24 protein-coding genes are annotated in these 24,569 nt (G+C 68.6%); 13 read left to right on the top strand and 11 right to left on the bottom strand.

The features are described from left to right. The first annotated feature begins 64 nt into the window (after positions 1-64). Complete coding sequence (locus tag VGE49_RS13795; protein WP_331035112.1) at positions 65-892, top strand: sulfotransferase family protein; 828 nt, start codon at positions 65-67, stop codon at positions 890-892. A 5-nt stretch (positions 893-897) separates the two neighbouring features. Here VGE49_RS13795 and VGE49_RS13790 read toward each other — a convergent pair whose 3' ends face one another. Beyond that, positions 898-1,095 (bottom strand): hypothetical protein, encoded by a 198-nt coding sequence (locus VGE49_RS13790; protein ID WP_331035111.1) that lies wholly within the window; start codon positions 1,093-1,095, stop codon positions 898-900. Positions 1,096-1,169: 74 nt separating this feature from the next. Here VGE49_RS13790 and argB point away from each other — a divergent pair, with 74 nt between their 5' ends. The 3 genes from argB to dapD are packed head-to-tail and all read left to right on the top strand — an operon-like array spanning position 1,170 to position 3,660. Next, positions 1,170-2,099, top strand: coding sequence for an acetylglutamate kinase (gene argB, locus VGE49_RS13785; RefSeq protein ID WP_331035110.1), 930 nt, complete (start codon positions 1,170-1,172; stop codon positions 2,097-2,099). Then, a complete protein-coding gene (locus tag VGE49_RS13780) occupies positions 2,096-2,794 on the top strand; it encodes a pyrimidine 5'-nucleotidase (protein WP_331035109.1) in 699 nt (232 codons plus the stop codon). Before argB ends, VGE49_RS13780 begins: the two co-directional genes overlap by 4 nt. Beyond that, positions 2,791-3,660, top strand: a complete 870-nt coding sequence (gene dapD / locus VGE49_RS13775; protein WP_331035108.1) for a 2,3,4,5-tetrahydropyridine-2,6-dicarboxylate N-succinyltransferase — start codon at positions 2,791-2,793, stop codon at positions 3,658-3,660. Before VGE49_RS13780 ends, dapD begins: the two co-directional genes overlap by 4 nt. Before the next feature lie 82 nt (positions 3,661-3,742). Here the strand turns inward: dapD and VGE49_RS13770 are convergent, their stop codons facing one another. Next, complete coding sequence (locus VGE49_RS13770; protein ID WP_331035107.1) at positions 3,743-4,915, bottom strand: acetyl-CoA C-acetyltransferase; 1,173 nt, start codon at positions 4,913-4,915, stop codon at positions 3,743-3,745. Positions 4,916-5,064: 149 nt separating this feature from the next. Here VGE49_RS13770 and trhA point away from each other — a divergent pair, with 149 nt between their 5' ends. The 3 genes from trhA to VGE49_RS13755 all read left to right on the top strand — a co-directional run bounded on the left by trhA (position 5,065) and on the right by VGE49_RS13755 (position 6,848). Then, positions 5,065-5,775: a PAQR family membrane homeostasis protein TrhA gene (gene trhA, locus VGE49_RS13765; protein WP_331035106.1), complete on the top strand. Its 711-nt coding sequence runs from the start codon at positions 5,065-5,067 to the stop codon at positions 5,773-5,775. A 72-nt stretch (positions 5,776-5,847) separates the two neighbouring features. Then, positions 5,848-6,471, top strand: coding sequence for a polyhydroxyalkanoate synthesis repressor PhaR (gene phaR / locus VGE49_RS13760; protein WP_331035105.1), 624 nt, complete (start codon positions 5,848-5,850; stop codon positions 6,469-6,471). After that, entirely contained in the window at positions 6,468-6,848 is a 381-nt protein-coding gene (locus VGE49_RS13755) for a hypothetical protein (protein WP_331035104.1), read from the top strand. The genes phaR and VGE49_RS13755 overlap by 4 nt, the downstream gene beginning before the upstream one ends. A gap of 151 nt (positions 6,849-6,999) precedes the next feature. Here VGE49_RS13755 and VGE49_RS13750 read toward each other — a convergent pair whose 3' ends face one another. Both VGE49_RS13750 and VGE49_RS13745 read right to left on the bottom strand, forming a co-directional pair. Continuing rightward, entirely contained in the window at positions 7,000-8,340 is a 1,341-nt protein-coding gene (locus VGE49_RS13750) for an HlyD family type I secretion periplasmic adaptor subunit (RefSeq protein WP_331035103.1), read from the bottom strand. Further along, positions 8,337-10,070 (bottom strand): type I secretion system permease/ATPase, encoded by a 1,734-nt coding sequence (locus VGE49_RS13745; RefSeq protein WP_331035102.1) that lies wholly within the window; start codon positions 10,068-10,070, stop codon positions 8,337-8,339. The genes VGE49_RS13750 and VGE49_RS13745 overlap by 4 nt, the downstream gene beginning before the upstream one ends. A 129-nt stretch (positions 10,071-10,199) precedes the next feature. On the opposite strand from VGE49_RS13745, the gene VGE49_RS13740 reads away from it, so the two are divergent. Then, the gene (locus VGE49_RS13740; RefSeq protein WP_331035101.1) at positions 10,200-10,610 is read left to right on the top strand and encodes an AprI/Inh family metalloprotease inhibitor; all 411 of its coding nucleotides are present in this window, start codon (positions 10,200-10,202) and stop codon (positions 10,608-10,610) included. A 4-nt stretch (positions 10,611-10,614) separates the two neighbouring features. Here VGE49_RS13740 and VGE49_RS13735 read toward each other — a convergent pair whose 3' ends face one another. Together VGE49_RS13735 and VGE49_RS13730 are read right to left on the bottom strand one after the other, a co-directional pair. Continuing rightward, positions 10,615-11,040 (bottom strand): hypothetical protein, encoded by a 426-nt coding sequence (locus VGE49_RS13735; RefSeq protein ID WP_331035100.1) that lies wholly within the window; start codon positions 11,038-11,040, stop codon positions 10,615-10,617. 67 nt (positions 11,041-11,107) lie between these two features. Beyond that, positions 11,108-11,845 (bottom strand): glycosyltransferase family 2 protein, encoded by a 738-nt coding sequence (locus VGE49_RS13730; RefSeq protein ID WP_331035099.1) that lies wholly within the window; start codon positions 11,843-11,845, stop codon positions 11,108-11,110. 104 nt (positions 11,846-11,949) lie between these two features. Between VGE49_RS13730 and VGE49_RS13725 the strand changes: the two genes are divergently transcribed. The 3 genes from VGE49_RS13725 (at position 11,950) to VGE49_RS13715 (ending at position 15,494) form a co-directional block, all read left to right on the top strand. Next, a complete protein-coding gene (locus VGE49_RS13725; RefSeq protein ID WP_331035098.1) occupies positions 11,950-13,623 on the top strand; it encodes an ArnT family glycosyltransferase in 1,674 nt (557 codons plus the stop codon). Then, complete coding sequence (locus tag VGE49_RS13720; RefSeq protein WP_331035097.1) at positions 13,623-14,537, top strand: hydroxymethylglutaryl-CoA lyase; 915 nt, start codon at positions 13,623-13,625, stop codon at positions 14,535-14,537. Before VGE49_RS13725 ends, VGE49_RS13720 begins: the two co-directional genes overlap by 1 nt. Before the next feature lie 123 nt (positions 14,538-14,660). After that, a complete protein-coding gene (locus VGE49_RS13715; RefSeq protein ID WP_331035096.1) occupies positions 14,661-15,494 on the top strand; it encodes an FkbM family methyltransferase in 834 nt (277 codons plus the stop codon). 4 nt (positions 15,495-15,498) lie between these two features. Here VGE49_RS13715 and putA read toward each other — a convergent pair whose 3' ends face one another. Continuing rightward, positions 15,499-18,615: a bifunctional proline dehydrogenase/L-glutamate gamma-semialdehyde dehydrogenase PutA gene (putA, locus tag VGE49_RS13710; protein WP_331035095.1), complete on the bottom strand. Its 3,117-nt coding sequence runs from the start codon at positions 18,613-18,615 to the stop codon at positions 15,499-15,501. A gap of 102 nt (positions 18,616-18,717) precedes the next feature. Here putA and VGE49_RS13705 point away from each other — a divergent pair, with 102 nt between their 5' ends. Next, positions 18,718-19,194, top strand: a complete 477-nt coding sequence (locus VGE49_RS13705) for an Lrp/AsnC ligand binding domain-containing protein (RefSeq protein WP_414643663.1) — start codon at positions 18,718-18,720, stop codon at positions 19,192-19,194. 73 nt (positions 19,195-19,267) lie between these two features. Then, positions 19,268-20,353, top strand: coding sequence for a glycosyltransferase family 4 protein (locus VGE49_RS13700; RefSeq protein WP_331035093.1), 1,086 nt, complete (start codon positions 19,268-19,270; stop codon positions 20,351-20,353). A gap of 129 nt (positions 20,354-20,482) precedes the next feature. Here VGE49_RS13700 and VGE49_RS13695 read toward each other — a convergent pair whose 3' ends face one another. The 4 genes from VGE49_RS13695 to phnC form a co-directional block, all read right to left on the bottom strand. Further along, on the bottom strand, positions 20,483-21,565 hold the full coding sequence (locus tag VGE49_RS13695; RefSeq protein WP_331035092.1) for a substrate-binding domain-containing protein: 1,083 nt from the start codon (positions 21,563-21,565) through the stop codon (positions 20,483-20,485). Positions 21,566-21,644: 79 nt separating this feature from the next. Next, positions 21,645-22,454, bottom strand: a complete 810-nt coding sequence (phnE, locus tag VGE49_RS13690; protein WP_331035091.1) for a phosphonate ABC transporter, permease protein PhnE — start codon at positions 22,452-22,454, stop codon at positions 21,645-21,647. Then, positions 22,451-23,458, bottom strand: a complete 1,008-nt coding sequence (gene phnD / locus VGE49_RS13685; RefSeq protein WP_331035090.1) for a phosphate/phosphite/phosphonate ABC transporter substrate-binding protein — start codon at positions 23,456-23,458, stop codon at positions 22,451-22,453. Before phnD ends, phnE begins: the two co-directional genes overlap by 4 nt. Continuing rightward, positions 23,455-24,252, bottom strand: coding sequence for a phosphonate ABC transporter ATP-binding protein (gene phnC, locus VGE49_RS13680; RefSeq protein ID WP_331035089.1), 798 nt, complete (start codon positions 24,250-24,252; stop codon positions 23,455-23,457). The genes phnD and phnC overlap by 4 nt, the downstream gene beginning before the upstream one ends. Between the last annotated feature and the right edge of the window lie 317 nt (positions 24,253-24,569).

Here is a 24,569-nt window from a genome sequence, read left to right as displayed (position 1 = left end):
GGCCGACAGCGACTAACAAGCGCCGGACCGGCCGCATCGCCGGGGTGCAGACAAGGTCAATCGGATGAGCGGCAAGACAGCCCTGGTGGTTCTGGGGATGCACCGCAGCGGCACCTCGTCGGTGGCCGGCGCGCTGGCCCTGCTGGGGGCCGGCGCGCCGCAGACCTTGATGCGGCCCGCCGAGGACAATCCCAAGGGCTTCTGGGAGAGCGAGGTCCTGGCCGAGTTGAACGACCGTCTACTGGCGGCGGGCGGCTCGACCTGGCACGACTGGCGGCGGTTCGACGGGGCGGCCGTCGCCGAGGCCCTGCCCGCCTTCCGCGCCGAGGCGGCGGACAAGCTGGCGTCGGAATTCGGCGAGGCCGAACTGATCGTGCTCAAGGACCCGCGCATCTGCCGCCTGTTCAACTTCTGGCGCGGCGTGCTGGAAGACGGCGGCTATCGCGTCGTCGTGGTCAGCCCGCTGCGCCCCCCCGCCGAGGTGGCGGCCTCGCTGATGGCCCGCAACGCCATGTCGCGCAGCCACGCGCTGCGGCTATGGCTGCGCCACGTGTCCGACGCGGAACGCGCCAGCCGCAGCCAGCCGCGCCGCTTCCTGGCCTGGTCGGACTTCATCGCCGACTGGCGCGGGCAGGTTGACCGAATGAGTCGCGACCTCGAAGTCGTCTTCGACCGCAGTTCGGAAGCGGAAGCTCGCGTCGACGACTTCCTGTCCGCCGGGCTTAAACGTCAGAACACGGACGAACACGTCCCCGACGCGATCCGCCGCACCCACCAGCTGCTGTTGCTGATGGCGCGCGACGGCGACCACCCAGACCTGCGGCGCGACCTGGACGGCGTCCGTCAGGCGTTCGATCAGGCCTGCGACCTGTTCGCCGACGCGCCGCGCTAGGCGGATCAACCGCCGCCGGTGCGACCCAGGGCCTTGCCCGTACCCTCGCATACAGGACAGACCTCGCCGGACGACAAGGTTCCGGTCCCCTGACACTCGGGACACAGGGTCGCGTCCGGGTGTTGCAACGCCGCCGGATCGGTGGGATCGACCGGACCCAGGTCGCGGTCGTCGATTTCAGCGGGGTCGATAGAGGGGCTCATCACCGGCAAACGCCCCATCGCCGCCCCGGTTTCGTCGTGACTCGCGCGGCCTTCGCCGCTATCGAGCGGCCATCATGAAAGAGACTGAACGGCAATCCGAGGAACGCAGCTGGGAAACGGCGAAAACGCTCGCCGAAGCGCTGCCCTATATCCAGGTTTATGACCGCGAGACCGTGGTCATAAAATACGGCGGCCACGCCATGGGCGAGAGCGCCGTGGCCAAGCAGTTCGCCGCCGATGTGGTGCTGCTGAAGCTGATGGGCGTGAATCCCGTGGTGGTCCACGGCGGCGGCCCGCAAATCAGCGCCATGCTGGACAAGGCCGGGGTCAAATCGGCCTTCGTCGACGGCCTGCGCGTGACCGACAAGGACACCATGCAGGTGGCCGAGATGGTCCTGTCCGGCGCCGTCAACAAGGAGATCGCCCACTGGATCACCGTCGCCGGCAAGGAAGCCGACGTGCGCGGCGTCGGCCTGTCGGGCAAGGACGCCGGCCTGCTGACGGTTGAAAAGACCAAGCGCACCAAGCGCGACCCCGACAGCATGATCGAGCACGAGGTCGACCTGGGCTTCGTCGGCGAGCCGACCAAGGTTGACCCCAAGCTGATCAAGGGCCTGATCGCCTCGGAGACCGAGGACTGGGTGCCGGTCATCGCCCCCATCGGGGTGGCCGAGGACGGCATGACCTACAACGTCAACGCCGACACGGTGGCGGGCGCCGTCGCCGGGTCGCTGGGCGCCAAGCGGATGCTGCTGCTGACCGACGTGGCGGGCGTCAAGGGCGCGGACGGCGAGATCATCCGCCAGATGACGCTGGAAGAGGCCCAACACCTCATCGACACCGGCGTCGCCAGCGGCGGCATGATCCCCAAGCTGGAGACCGCCACGGCCGCCGTCCGCGCGGGCGTCGAGGCCGTGGTCATCCTGGACGGGCGTCGCCCCCACGCCATGCTGGTCGAGCTGTTCACCGAGTTCGGCGCCGGCACCCTGGTGAAGGCTCAGTGAGCTCTCAGCCGCTCTCGGCGGCCACCGAGATCGGCGCGGACCTGCGCCATGTCCGGTCCTGGGTGTTCGACCTCGACAACACCCTCTACCCGCCCGAAAGCCAGTTCCTGAAGCAGGTCGAGCAGCGCATCAACCAGTATGTGGTGCGCACCTCGGGCCTTGAATCCGCCGAGGCCCTGGCGGTGCAGCGCGGCTATCTGCATGACTATGGCACCTCGCTGGCCGGGCTGATGCTGCACTATGAGATCGACCCGCACGACTTCGTGGCCGAGGTCCACGACGTGCCGCTGGACGTGCTGACGCCCGATCCGGGCCTGCACGCGGCGCTGGAGCGGCTGAGCGGCCCGCGCCTGATCTTCACCAACGGCTCGATCGGCCACGCCCGGCGGGTGATGGAGAAGCTGGAGCTGACGCCCTTCTTCGACGGGGTCTTCGCCCTGGAAGACGCCGACCTGATCCCCAAGCCGGATCCGCGCACGTTCCAGAAGATGCTGACCCGCTTCGGCGTTGATCCGACCACGGCCTGCTTCTTCGAGGACACGCCCAAGAACCTGGAGCCGGCGCACGTCCTCGGCATGACCACGGTTCTGGTCGGGCCCAAGGCCTTCACGGCCGAGGGCGAGCATATCCAACACCGGGCCGCTGTCGTCGGCCCCTTCCTGACCACCGCCATGCTGGACGGAGATCCGCAATGACCGACCTGACCCATCTGGCATCCGTGATCGAAGCCGCATGGGAGGCCCGCGCCGAGGTTTCCGCCGCCACGCGCGGCGAGGTCCGCGACGCCGTCGACACCGCCCTGGCCCTGCTGGACGCCGGTCAGGCCCGCGTCGCCACGCGCGGCGAGGACGGCGTCTGGACCACGCACCAGTGGCTGAAGAAGGCGGTGCTGCTGTCCTTCCGCCTGAACGACAACGTCATCATGCGCGCGGGCCACGCCCCGACCCTGCCGCTGTCGGCCGACCATCCGGTCGCCGTCGGTCCCTTCTGGGACAAGGTGCCCAACAAGTTCGGCGACTGGAGCGCCGCCGACTATCAGGCCGCCGGCTTCCGCTCGGTGCCCGGCGCCATCGTCCGTCGCGGCGCCCACATCGCGAAAAACGTCGTGCTCATGCCCTCCTTCGTGAACATCGGCGCCTTCGTCGATGAGGGCTCGATGGTCGACGCCTGGGCCACGGTCGGTTCCTGCGCCCAGATCGGCAAGAACGTCCACCTGTCGGGCGGCGCCGGCATCGGCGGCGTGCTGGAGCCCCTGCAGGCCAACCCGACCATCATCGAGGACGGCTGCTTCATCGGCGCCCGCGCCGAAGTGGCCGAAGGCGTCATCGTCCGTGAGGGCGCGGTCCTGGCCATGGGCGTCTACCTGTCCGGCTCGACCAAGATCGTCGACCGCGCCACGGGCCAGATCTTCCGCGGCGAGGTTCCGGCCTATTCCGTCGTGGTGCCGGGCGCCCTGCCCGACCCGAACGGCGGCCCTTCGCTGTACTGCGCCGTCATCGTCAAGCGCGTCGACGCCCAGACCCGCGCCAAGACCGGCGTGAACGAGCTGCTGCGCGACTGATCCGACGCCGGGCGTCGAGCACCAAAAAAGGCCGGCGGAGCGATCCGCCGGCCTTTCCTGTTTCTGGCCTGTGAACGAGGCCTCAGCGCTCGACGCAGAGGGCCACGCCCATGCCGCCGCCGATGCACAGGGTGGCCAGGCCCTTCCGGGCGTCCGAACGCTTCATCTCGTACAGCAGGGTGGTCAGGATGCGGGCGCCCGAGGCGCCGATGGGGTGGCCGATGGCGATGGCGCCGCCGTTGACGTTCACCTTGGCCGTGTCGAGGCCCAGTTCCTTGACCACGCACAGCGACTGGGCGGCGAAGGCTTCATTGGACTCGATCAGGTCCAGGTCGGCGACGGTCCAGCCGGCCTTCTCCAGCGCCTTCTTCGAGGCCGGGATCGGTCCGGTGCCCATGATCGACGGATCGACGCCCGCGGTGGCCCAGGACGCGATGCGGGCCAGCGGCTCCAGACCGCGCGCCTTGGCTTCATCCGCCGACATCAACACCAGCGCGGCGGCGCCGTCGTTCAGGCCCGAGGCGTTGGCCGCCGTGACCGAGCCTTCCTTGACGAAGGCCGGACGCAGCTTCTCCATCGCCTCGAGGGTGGCGCCGTGGCGGATGTACTCGTCCTGATCGACGACCACGTCGCCCTTGCGGGTCGAGATGGTCACGGGCGCGATCTCATCGACGAACTTGCCGGCCTTCTGGGCGGCCTCGGCCTTGTTCTGCGAGGCGACGGCGAAGGCGTCCTGGGCGGCGCGGTCGATCGACCACTTCTCAGCGATGTTCTCGGCCGTCTGGCCCATGTGATAGCCGTGGAAGGCGTCGGTCAGGCCGTCCTTGATCATGGTGTCGGCGAAGGCGAGGTCGCCCATCTTCTGACCGGCGCGCAACTGCTGGGCGTGCGGCGCCTGGCTCATGCTTTCCTGGCCGCCGGCGACGACGATCCTGGCGTCGCCCTCGCGGATCTGCTGATAGGCCAGGGCCACGGCGCGCAGGCCCGAGCCGCACAGCTGGTTCAGGCTCCAGGCCGGGGTTTCGACCGGCAGACCCGCGCCGATCGACGCCTGGCGCGCCGGACCCTGGCCCGCACCGGCCTGCAGCACCTGGCCCAGGATGACCTCGTCGACGTCGGCGGCGGCCACGCCCGCGCGTTCCAGCGCCGCCTTGATCGCCACCTCGCCCAGCTTGGAGGCGGGCAGGCCGGACAGGGCGCCGAGGAAGGAGCCGACCGGGGTCCGGGCGGCGGAAACGATCACTACGTCAGTCATGATATTCACTCCGGGGAGAAATTCTGCGCGAGGTTGTGCCGCATTCCGCGCGCCGCGTCACCTTTCGCAGTTGCGAAGTTCAGCACTTCGTCATCATCCGGGCGCAATCTGACGGGAACGATCCCGCAGCGAACGCTTTTTCAGGAGTGATGCTGGTGCGGCTGAAATCCCTGGCGAGCCGGGCATGGGCGCCCGATGACCTCGACATGATCGAGCATTATCAGTCGCGCGCCGAGCGGCTGGCCGACCTGTGGGTCCATGTGGTCGGCCTGGGGCTGGCGGCGGTCGGCGGCGTGGTCCTGGCCGTGCTGGCCGGGCTATACAGCGGCATCGGCGCCGTCGTGGCCACCGCCGTCTACGCCCTGTGCCTGGTGGCCATGCTGACGGCCTCGACCATCTACAACCTGACCCATCCGTGCGCGGCGCGCCCCGTGCTGAGGCGGCTGGACGAGGCGGCCATCTTCCTGATGATCGCCGGCAGCTACACCCCATTCACCACTCAGAGGTTCGAGGGCGCCTGGTCGATCGGCTTCACCCTGGCCGTCTGGCTGATGGCTCTGACCGGGGTCGGCGTGAAGATGTTCGCCCCACGGATCTCCGACGTCTTCTGGAGCGGGGTCTATGTCCTGTTCGGCTGGGTGGCGATCTTCGCGTTGAAACCGATGATCGAGACGGTCCACCCGCTGGCGCTCGGCCTGCTGGTGGCGGGCGGGCTGATCTACACCTCGGGCGTCTTCGTCTTCATCAGCCAGAAGGTTAAATTCCGCCGCGCCATCTGGCACGGCTTCGTCGTCGCCGGCGCCGGCGTGCACTGGGCCGCCGTCCTGGTCGGGGTGGTTCTGGCGCCCGGCGCCGCCTGAGACGATTCCAACCTCTGGCGTTCGCGCGCGCAACGCGTGATAGTGCGGCGTTGCAACAACGCGAGAACAAGCGTGGCCGACAAGAAATCCGAGGGCGGAAAAACCCATGACGGCGTCGTCGTCATCAAGAAGTATGCGAACCGGCGGCTCTACAACACCGCCACCAGCGCCTATGTGACGCTGGAAGACCTGGCGCAGATGGTGCGCGAGGGGGTTGAATTCGTCGTCTATGACGCCAAGACCAACGACGAGCTGACGCGCCAGATCCTGACCCAGATCATCTTCGAGGAGGAAAGCCGCGGCGAGGCCCTGCTGCCGGTGCAGTTCCTGCGCCAGCTGATCGGCTTCTACGGCAATTCGATGCAGGCGGTCCTGCCCTCCTATCTGGAGATGTCGCTGGACAGCTTCACCCGTCAGCAAGAGCAGCTGCGCAGCCAGTTCAGCCGCGCCTTCGCCGGCGCGCCCGGCGGCGGCCTGATGGAAGAGGCCGTGCGTCAGAACATGGCCATGTTCGAGCGCGCCATGAAGATGTTCCCCGGTCTGACCGCCTATGGCCGTCCCGAGGCCGAAGCTGAAAAGACGCCCGAGCCCGCGCCCGCATCAGCGCCCAAGGCCGACCCCGCCCTGGACGAGATGCGTCGTCAGATGGACGAGATGCGCGCCCAGATCGACCGTCTGGCCGGCGCCGGAAAATGACCGACGGCGTGCGCCCGGTCGGCCCTCTGGAGGGTCCCACGGTGCAGGAACGCCGCGAGGGCGATCGGCGCGAACGCGACCGTCGGGCCGCCGCCAGGGCGCAGGCCGAAGAGGCGTCCCGCGCCCTGGTCCCGGCCGGCGAGCGGGTCGATCATGCCGCCTCCCCGGCAAAGCCTGCCGTGTCGCCGCCCCATCCTGTCGTGGCGCCGCCCGCCCTGTTCGCCGCCCAGGTGATCGGTCAGACGGGCCAGAAGCGCGGCCTGAAGGGCGGCCCGCCGGTGCTGGACGCCGCCCGCTCCACCTATCTGGGCGCGGAATATTCAGGAAAACGCGACCGACGCCCCCGCGTGGGCAAGGCCAGCCAGACCGAGGTCTGAGCCGGCTCCGCCGATGGCACGGCGTTTGCGACGGCTCCGGCGTCTTCGACCGGAACTCCGCCCATGCCCGCCGTCCTCAACCTCGCCGCCCGCCTGTTCGACCTGACCGTGGTCGCCCTGGTCTTCGTCGCCTTCAGCTAGCCTTCGCGCCTCAGCGTTCGCTGCCCGAACGGAACAGACTGCGGGTCAGGGGCTCGAACAGATACTGCAAGGCCGTGCGCTTGCGCGTGACGACCACCACCTCGACCGGCATCCCGGGACGGATGTTGGCGGCGGACGGGCCCAGACGCGCCATTTCTTCGGCGGGCACGACAATCTCCACCCGATAGAAGGGCCGCGTCCCCGAGGCGGTCTCCGACGTCAGACGGTCGGCCGAAATGCGGGTGACGCGGCCGTGGATGATCGGCGGATTGCGGTCGCGCAGGCCCGGGAACTTGACCTCGGTGATCAGGCCGGGGCGCAGGTTGTCGATATCGTCCGGGCTGACCGAAGCGACGATGACCTGAGAGGCGTCGTCCGGCACGATCTCCATCAGGATCTGACCCGGCTGGATCACCCCGCCGACGGTGAAGACGCTAAGCCCCACCACCTGGCCCGTCGCGGGCGCGCGCACCTGATTGCGGGCGATCTGGGCGCGCGCCTCGGTCAGCCGCGGACGCAGTTCGTTCAACTGGACCTCGACCTGCTTCAACTGCTCGGCCACATCCTCGTTCAGCTTGGTCGTCACGCCCGACATCTCCAGACGCGTCTCCCCGATGGCTTCACGGGCGCGGGCGACCTGAGCGCGCAGCGATCCCTCGTCGCCTTCCAGAGAGGCGGCGGTGCGCTCCAGCGCCCGGACGCGGGTCAGCGGCGCATACCCCTGGGCCGCCAGCGAGCGCACGCCCTCCAGTTCCTCGTCGATCAGGCGGCGCTGCTCCAGGTTTGAGGCGATCTGGCGCTCCAGTCCGGCGATCTGCTGCTGCAACTGCTGCGACCTCTGCGACAGGACGCCTGTCTCGGTGCCCCGGCCGACCCGCCGGGCGGAGAACTGCAGCCGCTGCAGCCGCATGGCCTCGTCGGCCAGGGCCTGATCCTCGGGCGGCAGGCCGGTCAGTTCCGGCGGCGTCGGAACCGCGCCGAGGCGGTCCCGCTCGGCCGTCATGCGCGCGCGCTGCGCCAGCAGGGCGTAGACCTGCCCCGCCAGCCCCCGCTCGGCGGCGACCAGTTCCCCGGACGCCAGTTCGACGAGGATCTGACCGCGCGTCACATGATCGCCCTCGGCCACCTTCAGGGCCGAAACCACGCCCCCCTCGCGATGCTGCACCGCCTGCCGGTTGCCCGAAACAGACACCTCGCCCTGAGCATAGGCCCCCGCGTCCAGTCGCGCGAAGGCGGCCCATCCCAGGAAGACGACGAAGAAGGCGACGAAGATCGCCGCGCCCAGGCGGATGTCCCGGCCCGGCGCGTCGGTTTCAGGGACCTGAGACGAAGGAGGAGGCGCGGCGGTCATGCGGCGGAGGTCCGGTTGGGGCTGGCGTGGCGCAGGCGTTCCAGCACGGTCTCGCGCGGGCCTTCGATCTGCACCGCCCCGTCCGCCAGCATCAGCAGCCGATCGACCTGGGCCAGAACCCCGGCGCGATGCGCCACCACCACGACGGCCGCGCCCCGCGACGCCGCGCTTTTGACGGCGGACAACAGGGCGGTCTCGCCCTCCTGATCCAGGTTAGAATTGGGTTCGTCCAGCACCAGCAACACCGGGTCGCGGAACATGGCCCGCGCCAGGGCGACCCGCTGGGCCTGGCCCGCCGACAGGCCGGCGCCGAAGGGCCCCAGCAGGGTGTCGTAGCCGTGCGGCAGCCGCAGGATCATGTCGTGGGCGCCCGCCGCCTGGGCCGCCGCGACGGCGTCGCGATCGACCTGAACCGGGTCATGCTCCAGTGTCGAGGCGAAGCGGGCGATGTTGTCCTTGATCGTCCCCGCGAACAGGCTGGGCGTCTGGGGCAGATAGCCGATGTGCCGGGCCAGATCGTCGCCGGGCCGCGCCTCATAGGCCGCGCCGTCCAGACGGATCACGCCAGCGGTCGGCTTCATCCCTCCGGCCACGATGCGCGCCAGGGTGGTCTTGCCCGAGCCGCTGGCCCCGATGACGCCGAGCACCTCGCCCGGCGACACCGACAGCGACACCTGCCGCAGCTGCGGGGCCTCCGTGCCGGCGTAGCGCATGGAAACGCCCTCCAGCGTCACCCGGCCGCCCGGATCGGGCAGGGCGGTGCGTTGCGCCTCCTGAGACGCCGTCGAGGAGAACAGCTCGACCAGAGCACGCCAGCTGGCGCGAGCCTGAACCAGGCCGGGCCAGGCGCCGACCAGCAGCTCGACCGGCGCGACGGCGCGGCTGAGCAGGACCGAGGAAGCGATGATGGCGCCCGGCGACAACTGACCGCGCACGGCCAGAAGGGCCGCCACGCCCAGCGCCAGCGACTGCAGCGTCAGGCGCACGAACTTGATCGCGCCGCTGTATCGTCCGCCCGTCAGCTGGGCGTCGGCCTGTCGGGAGACTGCTTCACGGCGTTGGCCGACCTGCCGGGCGATGCTGGCTTCGCGCATGCCCAGGGCGCGCACGACCTCGGCCTGGCCGGCGATGGCCTCCTGAGCGGCATAGGCGGCGTTGGCGGCCTGGATCGCCCCGCTCAGACGCGCGCGGCTGTCGCGTTCATTGGCGACGGCCAGCGCCACCAGAATCGCGCCCCCGACCAGGGTCAATACGCCGATGGCCGGGTGCAGCAGGAAGCAGCACAGCAGATAGATCGGCGTCCACGGCGCGTCGAACAGCGCCAGGGCGCCCTGGCCCGCCACGGCGGAGCGGACATTGTCGAACTCGCGCAGGACCTGGGCGCCGGGCGCCGGCCCCTCGCGGTCCGTGACCCGCGCCAGAACACGGGCCGACAGCAAGCGGTCCAGACGCAGACCGGCGCGCAGCAGCAGGCGCCCCCTGATCCAGTCCAGCCCCGACAACGCCGCCAGGGCCAGGACGGCGATCACGGTCAAAAAGGCCAGGGTCGTCAGCCCGCCCGTCGGCACGACGCGGTCATAGACCTGCATCATGTAGAGGGTCGGCGTCAGGTAGAGCAGATTGACCAGGGCGCTGAACCCCGCCGCCCACAGGAAATGGGCCCGGCACGCCCGAAAGGCGTCCGCCAGTGGCCGGGTTCCCGGTCCGTCAGGAAGAAGGCTTTTGAACACGCAACATTCCAAACGCCCTTCGAAGAACCCCTGTGGGCGGAAACCGACAACCTATCGCGTCGGTTGCAGTCAGGATAGACTTCTGCCCGACAACCGCCTCAACACGAGGTCGGCGTCACGGACAAAACCATGCGCCGCTTCTCCTTCATCGCCGTTCCGATCTTCGTCTGGGCCGCCGCAGCCTCCGCCGCGGCCTGTCGCTCCGAGGCCCCACCCGTGACCCCTGCCGCCCCCGCTTCTTCTCCCGCCACTCCCCAGGACGCCGTGGGCCTGTGGCGGATTTCGGCGGAGGGCGAAGCGCGAACCTGTCTGCTGGCGCTCAACCTCAATGCGTCGGACGGCGGCTACGGCGTGGTGCTGGAGGATTGCCGCCTGCCCGATCTGGCCAGGGCGAGAAGCTGGCGCCTGACGCCGCACGGGCTGGACCTGCGCGCCGCGGGGGGCGCTATCGTCATAAGCCTGCATCGCCGAACGGTGGACGCCTATGAAGGCCGCAGCGGCGGGGTCGTCTACCGCATGGAGCGGGCCCCGCTGGCCTGACGCTCTAGCGCGGGTTCAGGTCGAAGTCGCGCCGCGAGGCGATGATGGTGACGATGAAGCCCGCCAGCACATCCAGCAGCACCATGGTCAGGATCAGGAAGAAGACCGATCCTGCGAACCCCGGCAGCAGCAGAAACTCGACCAGGCAGATCACGAACAGCGCCATCGACAGGGCGTGATTGACGATGGCGACCCTCTGGCTGGAGGTCGATTTCAGCAATTCCACGAACAGCAGGATCAGCGACAGGAACAGGATCAGGTCGCCGACGCTGATGCTCCACGTCGCGCCCGAGGTCATGGGCACGCGGAACAGGACCTCGCCCAGCACCGCCGTCGGCCCGAGCAAGGGATCGGCGCCGCCTGCGCCGAGCAGGATCACCATATTATAGATGACGACCGGCACGATCAGCAGCGGTATGGCGATCAGCATGGGCGGCCCCTCCAGATCGCCCTGTTTAACCCTGTTTCCGACGCGCGGCCATATGGCGGCGGTTCGGTCAGAACTCGCTGATGGCGCCCGGACGACGCGAGCGCGACTTCAGCCACATCACGCCCAGCAGGTCCGAGAAGGACGCCCGCAGCCGACCCCAGTTGGTGTATTTCGACCGGCCCGTCTCGCGGTGGCGGTGATCGACGTCGAGGTAGCGGTTTTCATACCCCTCGCGGATCGTCAGCGCCGGCAGGTAGCGGTGGATGTGATCGAAGTAGGGCAGGCGCAGGAAGACGTCGCGACGGAAGGCCTTGAGCCCGCAGCCGGTGTCGTCGGCGTCGTCGGACAGCAGCTTCTTGCGGATGCGGTTGGCCCAGATCGAGGCCTGACGCTTGGCGTTCGAGTCCTGACGCTTGGCGCGGACGCCGCCGACCAGGGCGACATTGGCGGGGGCGGCGATCAGGGCGTCGGCCAGACGCGGCGCGTCGGCGGGCGGGTTCTGGCCGTCGCCGTCCAGGGTGACGACGATCGGCGCGCGCGCGGCCAGGACGCCGGTGCGCACCGCGCGGCTCTGGCCGGCGTTGGTCGCGTGCGACAGCACCCGCAGGGTCGGCAGTTCCGCCATCGCCGCCTGCAGTTCGGCCAGGGTGGAATCCCGGCTGGCGTCGTTGACGAAGATCATTTCATAGGACCGACCGGCGAAAGCCTCGGCGATCTCGCGCGCCAGGGGCACGGCGGCGCCGGACTCGTCGTGCACCGGCACGACGACGGAAATATCGGGAACGGAAGCGAGGCTGTCGATCATCCGACGCTCTGTAGCGCATCGTCGGGTCCGAGTGAAACGGCGCCGCGCGGCGGATGCAAAGCTGAAGCTTCCGGGGGGCGGCGTCGGCGTGATACGACAGCGCCATGAACCGCCCGAACCTGGATCATCTCATCGCCGGCTGGCGCGGCCCCGTTCTGGCGGCCCTGCTGACCCTGCTCGCCGGCCTGCCCAGCCTGCTGCTGCTGCCGCCGCTGGACCGCGACGAGAGCCGCTTCGCCCAGGCCACGGCGCAGATGCTGGAAAGCGGCGACTATGTCGACATCCGCTTCCAGGACGAACCGCGCTGGAAGAAGCCGGTCGGCATCTACTGGATGCAGGCCGTGGCCGTCGGCCTGACCTCGGACGTTGAGGACCGCGACATCCAGCCCTATCGCCTGCCGTCGCTGTTTGGGGCCATGCTGGCCGCCTGGGCCGTGGCCTGGGCGGGGGCGGCCCTGTTCGGCAACCGCGCGGGCTTCCTGGCGGGCGCCATGCTGGGCGCCACCTTCCTGCTGTCGTCCGAGGCGGGCATCGCCAAGACCGACGCCATGCTGTGCGGCCTGACCACCCTGTCGATGGCCGCGCTGGCGAGGATCTACATGGCCACGCGCGCGGGCGAAAAGCCGGTGCGCTGGCACAAGCTGCTGTTCTGGCTGGGCGTCGGCCTGTCGATCCTGATCAAGGGCCCCATCGGCCTTCTGGTCGTGTCCCTGTCGATCATCGCCCTGTCGGTCTGGGACCGGAACATCAGGTGGTTGGGCCGTCTGGGCTGGGGCTGGGGGCTGCCGCTGGTGGCCCTGCTGGTCGGACCCTGGGCCATCGCCATCACCATCGCCACCGACGGCGGCTTCTGGCGTGAAGCCATCGGCGGCGACCTGGCGCCCAAGCTGGCCGGCGCTCACGAAAGCCACGGCGGCTTCATCGGCATGTACGCCCTGCTGTCCCCCCTGCTGCTCTTCCCCGTCACCTTGATGCTGCCCGCCGCCCTGTCGACCGGCTGGCGCCGTCGGGCCGAGCCGGCCGTCCGCTTCGCCGTCTGCTGGCTGTTGCCCGCCTGGCTGATGTTCGAGATCGCCCCGACCAAGCTGTGGCACTACACCCTGCCCACCTTCGGCGCGATCGCCCTGCTGGCCGCCGCCGCCCTGACCCAGCCGATCGGCAAGATCTCGCGCATTTCGGGCGCCTTGCTGGGCCTGTTCGCCGCCGTCGTCATCTGCGCCATAACCGTCTACGGCCTGACCGAGTTCGGCCGTTCGACGGCCCAGACCTGGGCTGCCGTGACCATCGTCTTCGCCGTCATGGCCGGCGCGGTCGGCGGCTTCCTGCTGCTCAACCGGGCGGCGATCACCGGGGTTCTGGCCGCCATCCTTTGCGGCGTCATCGCCCACGCCGGTCTGGCCGGGACCATCCGCCAGCTGCGCCCCCTGTCCATCGCGCCGCGTCTGGTGAAGACCCTGGAATCGGCCGAGCTGAGCCCCGCCCAGGGTCGCTATCCGGGGCCGGTGGCCATCACCGGATTTCATGAGCCCAGCTTCGTCTTCCTGACCGGGCGCGACACCCAGCTGACCAACGGCCCCGGCGCCGCCCGCGCCCTGGCCGAGGGCCGCCCCGCCATCGTGGAGGCCCATGACGACGAGGCCTTCCGCCGCGCCCTGGCCGACCTCGGCGCCGCCGGGCGCGCCGTCGGCGTGGTCAGCGGCCACAACTATTCCTCGGGCGACGACGTACGCCTGACCGTCTATGCTCCCGCCGGCGCCGGCGAACGGAGCGCACGCTGATGGGACGTTTCATCCAGATCGTCGAGGTCGGGCCGCGTGACGGCCTGCAGAACGAGAAGGCGGTGCTGGAGCCCGCCGTCCGCGCCGACTTCGTGCGCCGCCTCGAAGCGGCGGGTGCGAAACGGATCGAGGCCGTCAGCTTCGTCCATCCCAAATACGTGCCTCAGATGGCCGGGGCCGAAGAGGTCATGGCCGCCCTGCCCCCCGCCGAGGGCCATAGCCGCATCGGCCTGGTCCTGAACGGCAAGGGCTATGACCGCGCCCTGGGCACGGCGGTGGACGAGGTCAATGTCGCCATGTCCGCCACCGACGGCTTCGGCCTGAAGAACCAGGGGCTGAACGTCGACCAGCAGGTGCAGATGCTGTCCGACATCATGGCGGGCCGCCGCAACGCCGAAGGGGCGCCGGGCGCGACGCCCAAGCTTTCGGCCACCCTGTCCTGCGTCTGGGGCTGCCCCTTCGACGGCGAGGTCTCGGTGCAGCAGGTCAGCGACCTGGTCGCCCGCATCGCCGCCCTCGGTGTCGAAGAGATCGCCCTGGCCGACACCATCGGCGTCGGCGATCCGTGGAGCGTCACGAAAAAGGTCGAGGCCGCCCGCAAGGCCGCGCCCGACGCGACCCTGCGCCTGCATTTCCACGACACCCGCAACACCGGCCTGGCCAACGCCTATGCGGGCGTCGAGGCCGGGGTGAACATTCTGGACGCCTCGGCCGGCGGCATCGGCGGCTGCCCCTTCGCCCCCGGCGCGACCGGCAACATCGCCACCGAGGATCTGGTCTATATGCTGGAACGCGCCGGCTTCTCGACCGGCTACGACCTGGACCAGTTGATCGCCAGCGCGCGCTGGATCGGCGCCCAGATCGCCAAGCCCCGCCTCAGCGCCCTGAGCCGCGCAGGCGGATGGCCTTCATAGCAGTCGAAAAGCCCGTATACGGCCACAACTTGCATCTACTAGAAGCGTCGCGGCGACCGCGTTCGGGTCAGTCCACGACGCTATTTCATCGAAAGTTCTGATGTGACACCGAAATTTCCAGAGATGACGCTTCTGGGTCTGAACGAGCTGACTCGTCTGGATCGCTGGGAACTGGAGCGTCGCTGCCGGGCGCTCGCCAATGCGCTCTACCTCGGTGACAAGATCGCCGTCTGCCGGACCCTTGGCCGCTACAAGATGTTTGTCTCAACCGCTGATGTTGGCTTCGGCCCGCACCTGCTGCTGGACGGCCTCTGGGAGAGCTGGCTGACGGTTTTCATGGCCAGACAGGTCAAGCCCGGCATGAACGTCGTCGATGCCGGCGCCAACCACGGCTACTATACCTTGCTCTTCGCCGATCTGGTGGGCGCCCAGGGAAAGGTCGCGGCGTTCGAGCCGAATCCGCCGATCGCGCGGCTGCTTAGGCAGTCGGTCGCGGTCAATGGCTTCGGGGCCCGAACGACAGTGTTTGAAAAGGCTCTGGTGGCCGACGACGATGTCGAGCTGGTCTTCCATGCCGTGGCCGACGAACCGAAGAACGCCCGCATCGTCGATCCCGTCTACGCCAGCAATCAGTCCACCTTGGTGATCCAGGGCGCGCGTCTGGACACCCTTTTGGCCGACTGGTCCCGCGTGGACTTCATGAAGGTCGATGTCGAAGGGGCCGAGGAAGCCATGATCCGCGGCGCCACTTCGATCCTCGAAAGAGACCGCCCGGCTCTGGTTCTCGAGTTCAGCGCCCTGCGCTGCCAGGAGCCGGCCAAACTGCTTCAGTATCTGGCCGGGCTCTATGGCGCCCCGTCGGTGATCGGCTTTGACAGCAAGCTCGCCCCCGTGTCGAACGAGGCCCTTCTGGACCTCTCGAACCACGAGGACTGGCTGCTTTTCTATAAGCGGTAGATGATCAGAGGTTCAGCAGCGCCGGGTCGCCGCCCTGGGCCGCGATGTTGACGCTGATGGCCTTTTCGGCGGCGTAGCGGATCAGGCTGTTGGGGCCGCCGGCTTTCGGGCCGGTGCCGGACAGGCCTTCGCCGCCGAAGGGCTGCACGCCCACGACCGCGCCGATGATCGAGCGGTTCACATAGACGTTGCCGGCCGGGACCAGACGCACGACCTCGTCGGCGAAGGCCTCGATGCGGCTGTGGACGCCCAGGGTCAGGCCGTAGCCGCGCGCGGCCAGCTTGGCGGCGACCGTCTTCAGGTCCTTCGAGTCATAGCGATAGACGTGCAGGATCGGGCCGAAGACCTCGCGCTCGAGGAAGTCGGGCGTGGGGATTTCGGCGATGGTCGGGGCGAACAGGTCGCCCTTGTCCGAACCCGGGGCCAGTTCGGCGCGGGCGATGATCTTGGCGTCCTTGGACAGGCGCTCGACGTGGGCTTCCAGATTGGCGCGGCTCTCGGCGTCGATCACCGGACCGATGTCGGTCCTGGGGTCGGTCGGGTCGCCGATCACCTGGGTCGCCAGCGCGCCTTTCAGGCCTTCGATCAGGGCGTCGGCGGCCTCCTTGGGCGCATAGAGGATGCGCAGGGCCGAGCAACGCTGCCCCGCCGAACCGAAGGCCGACAGGATGACGTCGTCGATGACCTGCTCCTTCAGCGCCGTGGTGTCCACGAACATGGCGTTCAGGCCGCCCGTTTCAGCGATGAAGGGGATGATGGCGCCGGGGCGCGCGGCCAAGCCGCGGTTGATGGCCGACGCGGTGTCGGTGCCGCCGGTGAAGGCCACGCCGTCGATGCCCGGATGGGCTGTCAGCGCCGCGCCGACGATCTCGCCGCGACCGGGGACCAGAGCCAGCAGATCGGGGTTCAGACCAGCCTTGTAGAAGAGGCGGACGGCCTCGGCGGCGATCAGCGGGGTCTGCTCGGCGGGCTTGGCCACCACGGCGTTGCCGGCGGCGAGCGCCGCGGCGATCTGGCCGGTGAAGATGGCCAGGGGGAAGTTCCACGGGCTGATGGCGGCGAAAACGCCGCGGCCGTGCAGGACCAGCTCATTGGTCTCGCCGGTCGGGCCCTTCAGGGTCTGGCGACCGCCAAAGTCGCGCTCGGCCAGCAGGGCGTAGTAGCGGCAGAAGTCGGCGGCTTCGCGCACCTCGGCCACGCCGTCGTTCAGGGTCTTGCCCGCTTCACGCGACAGCAAGGCGACCAGACGGTCCATGTCGGCTTCCAGCCCGTCGGCCATGGCGCGCAGGATCGGGGCGCGGCCGGCGCCGCCGATGCGGTCCCAGGCGACCTGGGCCTCAGCGGCGGCCGTGACGGCGGCGTCCACGTCCTCGACCGAGGCTTCGGACACATGGCCGAGGACCTGCGAGCGGTCGAAGGGATTGGTCACGTCCTGCGGGTTCACGCCGGCCTTCAGCTTGCCGCCGATGATCGGGCCGGAGGTCAGCTTCTCGCTGTCGACGCGCTCCAGGGCCTTGGCGTGGCGTTCACGGTCGGCGGCCTGCGAATAGTCGCGGCCAAGGGAGTTCTGGCGATCGCCGTAGATGTTCATGGGAACCGGAATCCTGGGGTGACGGTCGGGCTGGGCCTCGACGGCGGTGATGGGGTCGGCGGCGACGGCGGTCGCCGGAACGCGCTCGTCCAGCAGGGCGTGGACGAAGGAGGAGTTGGCGCCGTTCTCCAGTAGGCGGCGCACCAGATAGGGCAGCAGTTCTTCATGGCCGCCGACGGGGGCGTAGGCGCGGACGATGACGTGCTCGTCGGCCCAGGCCTCGTGCGCGGCGTCATAGAGGGCCTCGCCCATGCCGTGCAGGCGCTGATGCTCGATGGTCACGTTGCGGTCGCGGGCCATGCGACGCACGGCGGCCAGGGTATGGGCGTTGTGGGTGGCGAACTGGGCGTAGATGTAGGGCGAGGCCTCGATCAGGGCCTTGGCGCAGATCAGATAGTTGAGATCGGTCGCGGGCTTGGTGGTGAAGACCGGATAGTCGGTGCGGCCCATGACCTGGGCGCGCTTGATCTCGGTGTCCCAGTAGGCGCCCTTGACCAGCCGCACCATCAGACGGCGGCCCGAGGACCTGGCCAGGTCCGCCAGCTTGGCCACGGTTTCGGTCGTGCGCTTTTGATAGGCCTGAACGGCCAGGCCCAGACCCTTCCAGTCGCCCAGTTCCGGCTCGCGGGCCAGCCGCTCCAGCAGCTTCAGCGACAGGGCCAGACGGTCGGCCTCTTCGGCGTCGATGGTGTAGTTGATGTCGTATTTGGCGGCGATCAGGGCCAGACGCAGGATGCGGGGATAGAGCTCCTCCCACACCCGGTCCTCCTGGGTCGCCTCATAGCGGGGCGACAGGGCCGACAGCTTGACCGAGACGCCGTGGCCGGCCTCCGGGCCCTGGCCCTTGGCGGTCTTGCCCACCGCCTCGATCGCGTCGGCGTAGATCTTCTCATAGCGTTCGGCGTCGGCGGTCGTGCGGGCGCCCTCGCCCAGCATGTCGAAGCTGCACAGCCAGCCTTCGCGGTCCGAACGCTTCAGCGCCGCCTCGATGGTGCGGCCGACCACGAACTGCTCGCCCATGATCTTGACGGCGGTGGCGACGGCCTGACGGATGACCGGCTCGCCCAGACGCCCGGCGATGCGCTTGAGGAAGCCCGACAGGTCGGTTTTCGCCTCTTCATCCACGTCGACCAGCTTGCCGGTCAGCATCAGGCCCCAGGTCGAGGCGTTGACGAACAGGCTGTCCGACTGACCCATGTGCGAGGCCCAGTCGGCCGAGCCGATCTTCTCGGCGATCAGGCGGTCGCGGGTGTCGGCGTCGGGGGTGCGCAGCAGGGCCTCGGCCAGGCACATCAGGGCCAGACCCTCGCGGGTGCCCAGGCTGAACTCCTGCAGGAAGCTCTCGACCACGCCCTGCTTCTTCTGGCTGGCGCGGGCCTGATCGACCAGGGCCACGGCGTCGCGGAAGACGTCGGCGCGCTCGGCCGTCGTCAGGCCGGGCTTGGCCAGCAGTTCGGCCACCACGGCCCGTTCGTCGCGGAACTTGTTCCGGTCCAGGTCGTCCCAGTGCTTGAGGTCGGTCGGCGTCATCATCTCACCCTGGGATCAAACCCTTCGATTTGCGGCATATATGGCGGACTTGGCCGAATGTGCATTGTATGATGACAAGCTGAACCAGCGATCCTTCGGCAAATGGACCGATCCGCCATGCAAACTCTGGACGACACCGACCGCCGCCTGCTGCGCGTGCTGCAGACCGACGGCCGCATCTCCAACGCGGAACTGGCCAGAAGGTGCAATCTGTCGCCCGCCGCCTGCTTCGAACGGGTCAAGCGGCTCAAGGACCGCAAGGTCATCACCGGCTACGCCGCCCTGATCGACCCGGCCTCGGCGGATCGGGCCCTGCTGATCTTCATCGAGGTTCTGCTGGACCGGACCACGGGCGACGTCTTCGACGCCTTCGCCGACACCGTGCGACGCCAGCCCGAGGTGCTGGAGTGTCACATGGTTGCCGGCGGCTTCGACTATCTGATCAAGGCGCGGGTGGCCGACATGGACGCCTACCGCGTCTTCCTCGGTGATATTCTGGTGCGGATGCCGGGCGTGCGCGAGACGCGGACCTATGCTGTTCTCGAAGAGGTGAAGTCGACGACGGTTCTGCCGCTGTAAGCCGTCTCGCCTTCGTCATGCGAAGCGGCTAGAACTTCCGGCTCAGCGAAACGGCCCGGGCCCACTCGACTTCATGCGCATTGTTCTGGTCACCGACGCCTGGGAGCCCCAGGTCAACGGCGTCGTCCGCACCCTGACCCGCACCGTGGCCGAATGCCGCGCCATGGGCCATGAGGTCGAGGTCATCGAACCCAGCCAGTTCAAGACCATCCCCTGCCCGACCTATCCCGAGATCCGGCTGGCCCTGGGCGCCGAAGAAGAGATTCGCGAACGCCTGCGCGCCTTCGAGCCCGAGGCCGTCCATATCGCCACCGAAGGCCCGCTGGGCATCGCCACGCGCCGCATCTGTGTGGAGTGGAAGCTGCCCTTCACCACCAGCTATCACACCAAGTTCCCCGAGTATGTCTCGGCCCGGTTCCCGATCCCGGTCCAGGTCGGCTACGCCTACATGAAGTGGTTCCACAAGCCGTCCGGCCGGTTGATGGTGGCGACGCCGACCCTGCGCGACGAACTGGTCGAGCATGGCTTCCGCAACGTCTCGCCCTGGACGCGCGGCGTGGACACCGACCTGTTCCGCCCCGACCTGGAACCGATCTACAAGGAGATGGGCGGCGACGAGTGGCCCCGCCCCTTCTTCCTCAACGTCGGCCGCGTGGCGGTGGAAAAGAACATTGAGGCCTTCCTCGAACTGGACCTGCCCGGCACCAAGATCGTGGTCGGCGACGGCCCGGCCCGCGCCGAGCTGGAAGAGAAGTACCCCGACGCCAAGTTCCTGGGCGCCCGCTTCGGCGCGGATCTGGCGCGCTGCTTCGCCGACGCCGACGTCTTCGTCTTTCCCAGCTGGACCGACACCTTCGGCCTGGTGATCCTCGAGGCCATGGGCGCCGGCACGCCGGTCGCCGCCTATCCGGCGCATGGCCCCATCGACATCATCCCCGGCTCCAACGCCGGAGTTATCGACGACGACCTGAAGACCGCCTGCCTGAAGGCTCTGGAACTGGATCGCCAGGACGTGCGCGCCTATGCTGAGAAGTTCAGCTGGCGCGCCTCGGCCGAGCAGTTCGTCGAGAACCTGCAGCCCTACCCCGAACCGGCGCGGGGTCGTTTCTGGCGCCGCCTGCGCCGCATCGCCCGGTTGAGGCGCAAGGTCGCGGCCTAAGCCTTTTCCACCCCCACACGCTCCGCCCCCGTCACCCTCGGGTCAAGCCAGAGGATGACGAGCAAAACGACAAGAGCGCCGCAGTCTTTCGACCACGACGCTCTCATTTTGTCAGACGACTGAACGCCCTTAGTTCGGGCGGCCCATCGCCGTCATGGCGGCGGCCTTGGCGCGTTCGGCGGTCAGTTGGTCGGCGGGCAGCGGCACCAGACCGCGGTCCTGCAGGTAGCCGCCGCGGCCGGCGGCGCCTTGCGACATGAACTCCTGGACGAACTGCTCCAGGCCCGGGGTCACGCCCACGTGGGCCTTCTTGACGTAGATGTAGAGGCTGCGAGCCAGAGGGTAGCTGCCGTCGGCGATGGTCTCGGCCGAGGGGGCCACGCCGTCGATGGTCTCGGCCTTCACCGTGTCCATGTTCTGCTCCAGGAAGGAGAAGCCGAACACGCCCAGCGACCCCGGGGTGCGGGTCAGGGTCTGGACGATGGCGTTGTCGTTCTCGCCCGAATCGACCCAGGCGCCGTCTTCACGCAGGGTGTGAGTCAGGGTCTCGAACTTGGTCTTGTCGTCCTTGAAGGCGGCGACGGCGGGGATCAGCTTGCCGCCCGGGGCCATGCCCAGCTCCAGGAAGGCGTCGCGCGTGCCCGAGGTGGGCGGCGGACCGTAGACCTGGATGCGCTGGTTCGGCAGCCCCTTGTTGACGTCGTTCCACGTCTTGGTCGGGTTGGCGATGAAGGTTCCGTTCGGGCCGGGAACCTCCTTGGCCAGACCTTCATAGAGGTCGTTCAGCTCGAAGTTGAAGCTGGCGCCGCTGCGGGCCGTGGCGATGACGATGCCGTCATAGCCGATCTTGATCTCGACGATGTCGGTGACGCCGTTGGCGACACAACGGTCGAACTCGCTCTGCTTCATCGGACGCGAGGCGTTGGCGATGTCGGGGGTCGAGGGGCCGACGCCGGCGCAGAAGGCCTGGATGCCGCCGCCGGTGCCCAGCGACTCGATGCGCGGCGCGGCCGCGCCGCCCGAGGTGCGGGCGAAGTTCTCGGCCACGCGGGTGGCGAAGGGGAAGACGGTCGAGGAACCGGCGGCCCAGATGCCCGCGCGGGCCTTCTGGCTGCCCGGGGCGGCGCCTTCGTTATTGCCGCAGGCGGCCAGCGCGACCAGGGCGGCGGCGCAGACGCCGAATTTGGCGGTGAGTTTCAGGGAACGGATCATGGCCGGACCTCTCCAAGTCGTCAGTATGCGACGCTTTAGAGCAGCAGAGTGTGACGGTCCGGCCAGACCTTTGTGACAGTCAGAGCAAACGTTTGCGCATGGCCTGGGACAGGACGTCGATCAGGGTCACGGCGACCACGACGATGATGACGATGGCCGAAACCTGATTGTAGTTGAACGCGCCCATGCTCTCGAACAGCACCTGGCCGATGCCGCCCGCGCCGATCAGGCCCAGGACGGTGGCCGAGCGGCTGTTCGACTCGAAGCGGTAGAGAGCGAACGAGGTCCACAGCGGCGCCACCTGGGGGAAGACCCCCCAGACGATCTCATGCAGCTTGGCCGCGCCGGTGGCGCGCACGCCCTCGACCGGGCCCTTGTCGATCGACTCGACGGCTTCGGAGAACAACTTGGCCAGAACGCCCGCGGTGTTCAGCGAGATGGCCAGAACGCCGGCCAACGGGCCCAGGCCCACGGCGACGATGAACAGCAGGCCGATCACCAGGTCGGGGATCGAGCGCAGCAGGTCCATGATGCGACGCACCGGCCAGACCATCCAGGTCGGGGCGATGTTGCGCGCGGCCATCAGGCTGAGCGGCACGGCCAGGAAGACGGCCAGGAAGGTGCCCCACAGCGCGATCTGGATGGTCTGCCACATCTGGGCGACCAGCATCTTCCAGTTCGAGAAGTCGGGATGCAGCAGTTCCTTGGCGAAGGTGCCGATGTCGCTGGAACGCGTCACCAGAAGCTTCAGGTTCGGCAGATCGACGGCCTTGAAGCTGAGCAGCAGGACGGCGCCGATGCCGCCCCACAGGGCGATGTCGAAGATCCAGGCGGACAGCGGCTTGGTCGGCGCGGCGGGAATGGCCGCCGTGGTCACGGGTGCGGTCAAGGCTGGACCTCGCGCTTGGCGCGCAGAGCGGCCAGTTCACGCTCGGCGGCGGCGACGCCGGCCGTGTCGTTCTTGGCGCGAGCCTCGGTCAGCTTCTGGTCGGCGACCATTTCGCGCACCGGGTCCAGATAGCTGTCGTCGGCGGCGCGGAACATGGAATAGTTGAGGCCCAGCAGGACCTTGCGCTGACGCTCGGCCTCGGCGCCCTCACCCCGGCCGTAGGTCAGGAAGAAGCTGCGGATCTTCTCCTTCAGCGCCGGATCCAGGTCCTCGCGGATGACGATGCCCGACTCGGGGATCGGCGGGGACTGCCAGATTTCCTCCAGCTGAGCGGCCGTCTGGGGGCTCTCGCGCGTCATGAAGATGGTGTTGACGCTGTTCGAGGTGGCCACGTCCACGACGCCGGCGGCGACGCCGAAGGCGTTGTTCTGGTGGCTGGCCGACTTCACGACCTTGAAGCACTGCGACGGCACGATGCCGCGCGGATTGAACAGGAAGGTCATGGGCGCCAGCGTGCCCGAGGTCGACTGGGCGTCGCCGATGCCGAAGGTCAGGCTCTTGTCGCAAGCCAGGACCTTGTCCAGCGTGATGCCCGAGCCCTTCTTGACGATCAGGGTCGACTGATAGGAGTCGCGGCCTTCCGGATCGACGATGCGGGCCACGACTTCGCCGTTGGCGCGGTCGATGGCTTCCAGCGCCGGCTTGGCCGAGAACCAGCCGACCTGCGACTGGTTGAAACGCATCGCTTCGATCAGGACGTTGTAGTTGGAGCCGAAGCGCGGGACGACCTTGACGCCCAGCGACTTGGACATGTCGTCCAGCAACGGCTGCCAGATCGGACCCGACGAGGCCTGCCCCTCGGCCGACAGGATGGAGAAGGTGATCTCGGTCGGGGCGGCGCCCGACTTGGCGTCCTCGCCCTTGCCGCAGGAGGTGAGGCCCAGGGTCAGGGTCGCGACGGCGGCGGCGCCCAGCAGGCGACGGGTGATGGCGATGCGGCTCATGCCTTGGCTTCCCAGAACGCGTCCTCGTATTCGGGACCGTAAATTTCAATCAGGCGCTTGGAATCGAGGCCGGTCGACGGGCCGTCATAGACCACCTTGCCCTTCTGCAGGGCGACGACGCGGTCGCAGTAGCGGATGGCGTAGTCGACCTGGTGCAGGGTGACGATCACGCCCATGCCGTCGCGCTTGTTCAGCTCGACCAGCAATTCCATGACCTTGCGGGCCGAAACCGGGTCCAACGAGGCGACCGGCTCATCGGCCAGGATGGCTTGCGCGCCCTGGACGATGGCGCGGGCGATGGCGCCGCGCTGCTGCTGACCGCCCGACAGGGTGTTGGCGCGCTGGGCGGCGTATTCGGACACGCCCACGCGGTGCAGGGCCGCCATGGCCCGGTCCTGGTCGGCCTTGGGCCAGACGCCGAAGACGCCACGCCAGCCCGGCAAACGCCCCAGGGCGCCCAGCATCACATTGGAAAAGAGCGACAGACGCCCCACCAGGTTGAACTGCTGGAAGATCATGCCCAGCTTGCCGCGCGCCTTGCGCACGGCGCCGGTGATGCGGCCGTTCTGCTGAACGGTTTCGCCGAACACCTGGATCGTCCCCTTGCCGGGATCGATCGGATGCAGTCCAGTGATGGAGCGCAGCAGGGTGGACTTGCCCGATCCGGACGGACCGATCAGGGCGACCATCTCGCCGGCGGCCACTTCGACGGACACGCCGTCGAGCGCCTTTCTGGCTCCGTAGGTCTTCGACACATCCCTTACGGACGCGACAGCGGCGGTTGAAGGACTCATGAACCCGTGGGTGGCGGTTGCAACAGGGGGCGCCGCATGACGCGCCACGCGCGTTTCGACAAGTCTTAATGGCACGGCTGCGTCGATTTCGTCCAGTCCGACGCCCCCGCGCGCCTCTTCCCCTGTGGACCACAGGCAGGCCGGGCCACGAAATTACCGCTTTACATGACGGGCGGGCATCCCTACATCGCGCGTTCCGGCGGACCCCGTGGTCTAACCGTTAAGCGCTGCTAACGCCGGTCTGGGTTAACAATTAGCAGGGGGTTACGTGAATTGCGCACGTACCAACTTCCCCTGGACCTGGTCCGTGAGCGGTC

The sequence above is a fragment of the Brevundimonas sp. genome, from assembly GCF_036405315.1.
GTDB lineage: Bacteria > Pseudomonadota > Alphaproteobacteria > Caulobacterales > Caulobacteraceae > Brevundimonas.
Note: the sequence above shows the minus strand (reverse complement) of the source record. Positions and strands in the feature narration are given on the sequence as shown.